The 4,507-nt window shown below is 68.7% G+C and carries 2 protein-coding genes; one reads left to right on the top strand and one right to left on the bottom strand.

From position 1 onward, the window contains the following. The first annotated feature begins 73 nt into the window (after positions 1–73). A complete protein-coding gene (locus tag ACFCY7_RS39900) occupies positions 74–2,893 on the top strand; it encodes a glycoside hydrolase family 2 protein (RefSeq protein ID WP_376490981.1) in 2,820 nt (939 codons plus the stop codon). An 84-nt stretch (positions 2,894–2,977) separates the two neighbouring features. On the opposite strand, the gene ACFCY7_RS39895 is transcribed toward ACFCY7_RS39900, so the two are convergent. Further along, positions 2,978–4,507: carbohydrate binding domain-containing protein (locus ACFCY7_RS39895; RefSeq protein WP_376490980.1), on the bottom strand; the 1,530-nt coding region annotated here is incomplete at its 5' end.

Raw genomic sequence — 4,507 nt, 5'->3', positions numbered from 1 at the left:
CCGGTGCGACAGCCGTCGCACCGGGCGCTTTCGGCTGCACGGACACACCCACCAACGCTCTCCGGGAGACCAGATGCGCCTTCACCGAGTCCTGCCCGCCTGCGCCGCCCTCGGCGCCGTACTGACGGCGCTTCTCGCCGCTCCTGCACCGTCCGCCTCAGCCGCAGAGCCGTCGCTCGCTTTCACCAGTCCTTCCTCCGGAACTCTCACCGGTACGGTCGACATCGAGGTCGACGCTCCCGACGCCACGACCGCCGTCCGCTTCTCGATGGACGGGGTGGCGTTCGCCGAGGTCACCGACGCGTACGCCGAACCGCGCGGCGCGGAACGCATCTGGCGCACCGCCACGGACGCGGCCTGGTTCGCCCCCGGCGCCCACACCCTGATGGCCGAAGCCGTGACACCGTCCGGCACCGTCACCTCCACGCGGGCCGTGACGACGGTGCGTGAGCCCCATCCGGGCGGTGTGACCTCCTTGAACGGCGCCTGGAAGTTCGCCGTCGAGGGTGAGCTCCCCACCGGCACCCTCGACGGTACGGCGCCGCCCGCTGCCCAGCCCGGATTCGACGAGACCCCGCTCACGAGCGTCCTGGTGCCCAGCTCCTTCGGCGCCGTACGTGAGAAGTGGAACTCCGCGACCGGTCACCGCGCGGTCTACCGGCATCGGTTCGACCTCGGGCAGAAGGGCACCCAGCGCGTCCAGTTCGTCTTCGACGCCTGCTACTTCTCGTGCTCGTACCACCTGAACGGGACCAAGATCGGCTCGTCCCACGCCGGTCACCTGCCGGAGCGCCTCGACGCCACGGCGGCGGCGCGCGACGGGGTCAACACCCTCGCGGTCATCGTCGACAACCGGCAGGCCACTGTCTCCGCCTACAGCACCACGGCCCTGTACTGGCAGTACGGCGGCCTCCTTCAAGGCGTACGTATGGAACGGACGGGCACGGCAGCGGTCACTCAGGTCACGGCGGAAGGCGATCCGTCCACCGGAAAGCTGACGATCCGCTCCCAAGGCACGAACGTCGGCTCCGCCGCGGCAACCGTCCCTGTCGACCTGCGACTCACCGCTCCCGGTGCGAGCACGCCGCTGCTGGAGACCCGCGCGGACATCACTGTGCCCGCCGGCGGGGGCGCCGGCTCCACCGTCACGCTGACGGTGCCGTCCCCCCGGCTCTGGAGCCCCTCCGATCCTGAGCTGTACACCCTTGACGTCGCACCGTCCGCCGGGCAGGGCATGCCCCGAACTCTCCGTCCCGCGTTCCGGACCGTCACCGTCTCGGGTGGCGACGTGCTCCTCAACGGCCAGGTCCTGTCAGGGCTCAAGGGGTACAACCGGCACGCCGACCACCCTGGACTCGGACGCACGGAGCCCGACGGACTCGCCGTCCGTGAACTGCGCGAGTTCCACGCGAAGGGATTCCGCGTGCTGCGCCCCGGCCACTACGCCGCGTCCCCCGCCCTGCTCGACGAGGCCGACCGACTCGGGATGCTGATCGTCGAGGAGGTACCCGTCCAGCAGATGCCCGGCACGGCACTCGCGACCTCCGCTGTCCAGAGCTTCGCGAAGGACCAGCTCAAGCGCATGATCGATCGTGACCGCGGGCATCCGAGCATCCTCGTCTGGTCGGTCGGCAACGAGAACAACACCACGAACGACGCAGGCGCGGCCTTCGTCAAGACCATGATCGACTACGGTCGCTCCCTCGACCCGGAGCGGCTCTACACCGAGGCCAACAACAAGCACACGTCCAACAAGTCGTACGGCCACCAGGACATCGTCCTGTCGAACATCTACTACGGCTGGTACGGCACCCGCGGCATCGGCGAGCTCCCGGCGACGCTGGACGCCATCCAGGAACTCGCCGGAGGCAAACCCCTCATGGTCAGCGAGTTCGGGGCGGAGGCGGTCCAAGGACGCTCCGGCTACGGGCGCGGCACCGAGTACTACCAGGCCGAGCTGATCGACGAGTACAACAGGGTGATCACCGCCCGCCCACACACACTGGGACTGATGGTCTGGTCCGCGGCGGACTTCATGTGCTCACCCGGCTGGAGCGGCGGCAACCCCGAGCCCGCGGCCCCGTTCAACAACAAGGGGATCCGCACGTACTTCCGGGACCCCAAGCTCGCCTGGAAGGTGATGTTCTCGCCGGTCCGGATACGTGCTCTGGCGCCGCTCACCGTGCCGGCCGCGCAGCAGACCACCGTCACGGTCCCGGTCACCGTGGACGACGTCTCCGGCGCGGGGACGAGCGGCACCGTACAGGTCACCCCGCCTTCGGGGTTCACCACGGGTGAGCCGCAACCGTTCACCGTCCCACCCGGCGGCAGCACCACGGTGCACGTAGAGCTGAGCGGCCGCATGCTGCAGGCGGGCAACGACGCCGCCCCGGGGCTGGTCCGTGCCGTCGTCGACGGCGACACCGAGGCCCAGCCACGGCTCATTCATCTGACACCCGGAGGAGCGTCGCTCGCTCTGGACGCCGGCCCTGACAACGGCCCCGTCGCTCCGGGCTACAAGGTGCTCAAGTCGTCTACGACGCACAGCGGCACCACCGGTTACGGGTGGCTGTCCGCTCCCGAGTCCCGCGACCGGATCAACCCCGATCCGCTGCGGGCCGACTTCGCCACGGACAAGGCCGCACGGACCCTCCGGGTCTCCGTCCCGTCGGGAACCCACACGCTGTACGTGTTGGTGGGCGACAAGCAGTACGCGGCCGATCCGCAGAGCATCGCGGTGAACGGCACGACCGTGATCAGCACCCCACGGCTGGCCCCGGGAACGTTCCGCTGGTACGCAGCCTCCGTGAACGGCGGCGGAACCGCCGACATCACCTTCAAGGCCGGTGCGTCCGGCGACTACTGGAAGGCGTCGGCGGTGGTGATCGTCTGACGTACCGGACTCGCAGGAAGGGCTGTGGCCCGGACACGGTGAGGTGTCCGGGCCACAGCGCTTCGGTGTGCGCGGGGCAGGGTGTCAGTTCGCGCGGACGGTGATGTCGTCGCACCAGCCGTAGCCGCTTCCGGTGCGGGCGTAGCAGTAGATCTTGGCCGTGGTGGTGTCCGGCCCTGTGGTGAAGGTCGCCGACCGGTTGGTGAAGGAGGTGCCGGTGAAGACCGTCCGCTCGGAGGAGCCGGCGGCGTCGTAGTTCTTGGCGCCAAGGGAGAGCTCGGTGCTGGCGGAGGAGACCTTGCCCCAGCCGCTGAGGGTGTAGGTGGTGTTCGGCTTGACCTGGATGATCTGCTCGGCGGCGGCCTGCGCGGGGCCGACCTTCACCGCCTGGTCGCCGCGGTACTTGGTGCCGCTGTCGACGCTGACGCCGCCGTAGCTGGTCCACGGGTTGAGGGCGGTGTTCTCGAAGCCGGAGTTGCGGACCAGGTTGACCGGCGTGCAGGTGCTGTCGTCGAAGGCGGCGGCCTGGTGGAAGCCGCGGTCGGGACGGCAGACCTGCGGGAGGGCGTTGCCGAAGTAGTCCTTGGTGCCGAGCGTGGGGATGGTGGTGCCCGTACCGCGGACCGGGGAGTTCTCGCTCAGCTTGTAGTCGGCGGGGGTGGTCCCGCCTGCGTTGGCGAACTGGGGGTCGTAGGTCTTCTTCTCGGGGTCGGCGGGCTCGTTGGAGGGGTGGTTGCCGTAGAAGGTGTTGGCGGCCCAGGTGAAGTTCTCAGACCGGTACGTCTTGTTCGGCATGGCGTCGTAGCCGCCGGTGCCGAGGTTGTAGAAGACGTTGTTGGTCAGCCGGGCCTTCGTGGTGCCGTAGCCGTCCTCGATGATGTCGGTGGTGGAGCCCGCCGGCAGGTAGACGGTGTTGTGGTAGAGGTCCGCGCTCAGCTCGCCGGACGCGGTCAGCCAGCGGCCCTTGTCGTTGCGGCTGAGGTTGTAGCGGACGACGGTGCCCGTGGTCTCGGAGTCCGAGCCGCAGTCACCGCAGAAGAGCATGAAGCCGCCCTCGTTGTCGTGGCTGTAGTTGTACTGGAAGACGGCCCGGTTGTTGCCGTAGTCGGAGTCGAACGCGTGGCCATCGCCGTTGTCCTTCAGCCTGCGAACATGGTGGACCTCGTTGTACTGGATGAGGGCGTCGTCGGAGTTGATGGCCCAGATTCCGACGTTCGCGCCCATGGGGCGCATGGCGATGTCGTAGACGTGGTTGCGCTCGACCAGGCCGCGGTCGGACGCCCGCAGGACGATGCCGTCGCCGCCGGTGTCGTTGATGGTGTTGCCGCGGAACACGACCCGGGTGCTGGGGCGCCAGTTGTTCTTGCCCTCGCAGCCGTCGGTGTTTCCGTACTCGGGTCGGCACATCCAGGTGGTGCGGTTGGTGAGGCCTTCGCGGTCGACGTTGGTGATGCGGCTGTTCTGGACGACGAGGTCGTCGAAGTGGGTGGGGGTGGTGGTTCCGGAGACGCGGAACTGGATGCCGTTGGACCACTTGGTGTTGTCGCCGTAGACGTCGTGGACGTAGATGTCGTCGACGAGGTAGTGGGTGCCGACGCCGTCGGGGAGGTCGGC

Origin of the sequence: Streptomyces sp. NPDC056361 (genome assembly GCF_042262805.1) — a bacterium.
Taxonomy (GTDB): domain Bacteria; phylum Actinomycetota; class Actinomycetes; order Streptomycetales; family Streptomycetaceae; genus Streptomyces.
The sequence above is the reverse complement of the archived record's forward strand: the minus strand, read 5'-3'. Positions and strand labels throughout refer to the sequence as shown.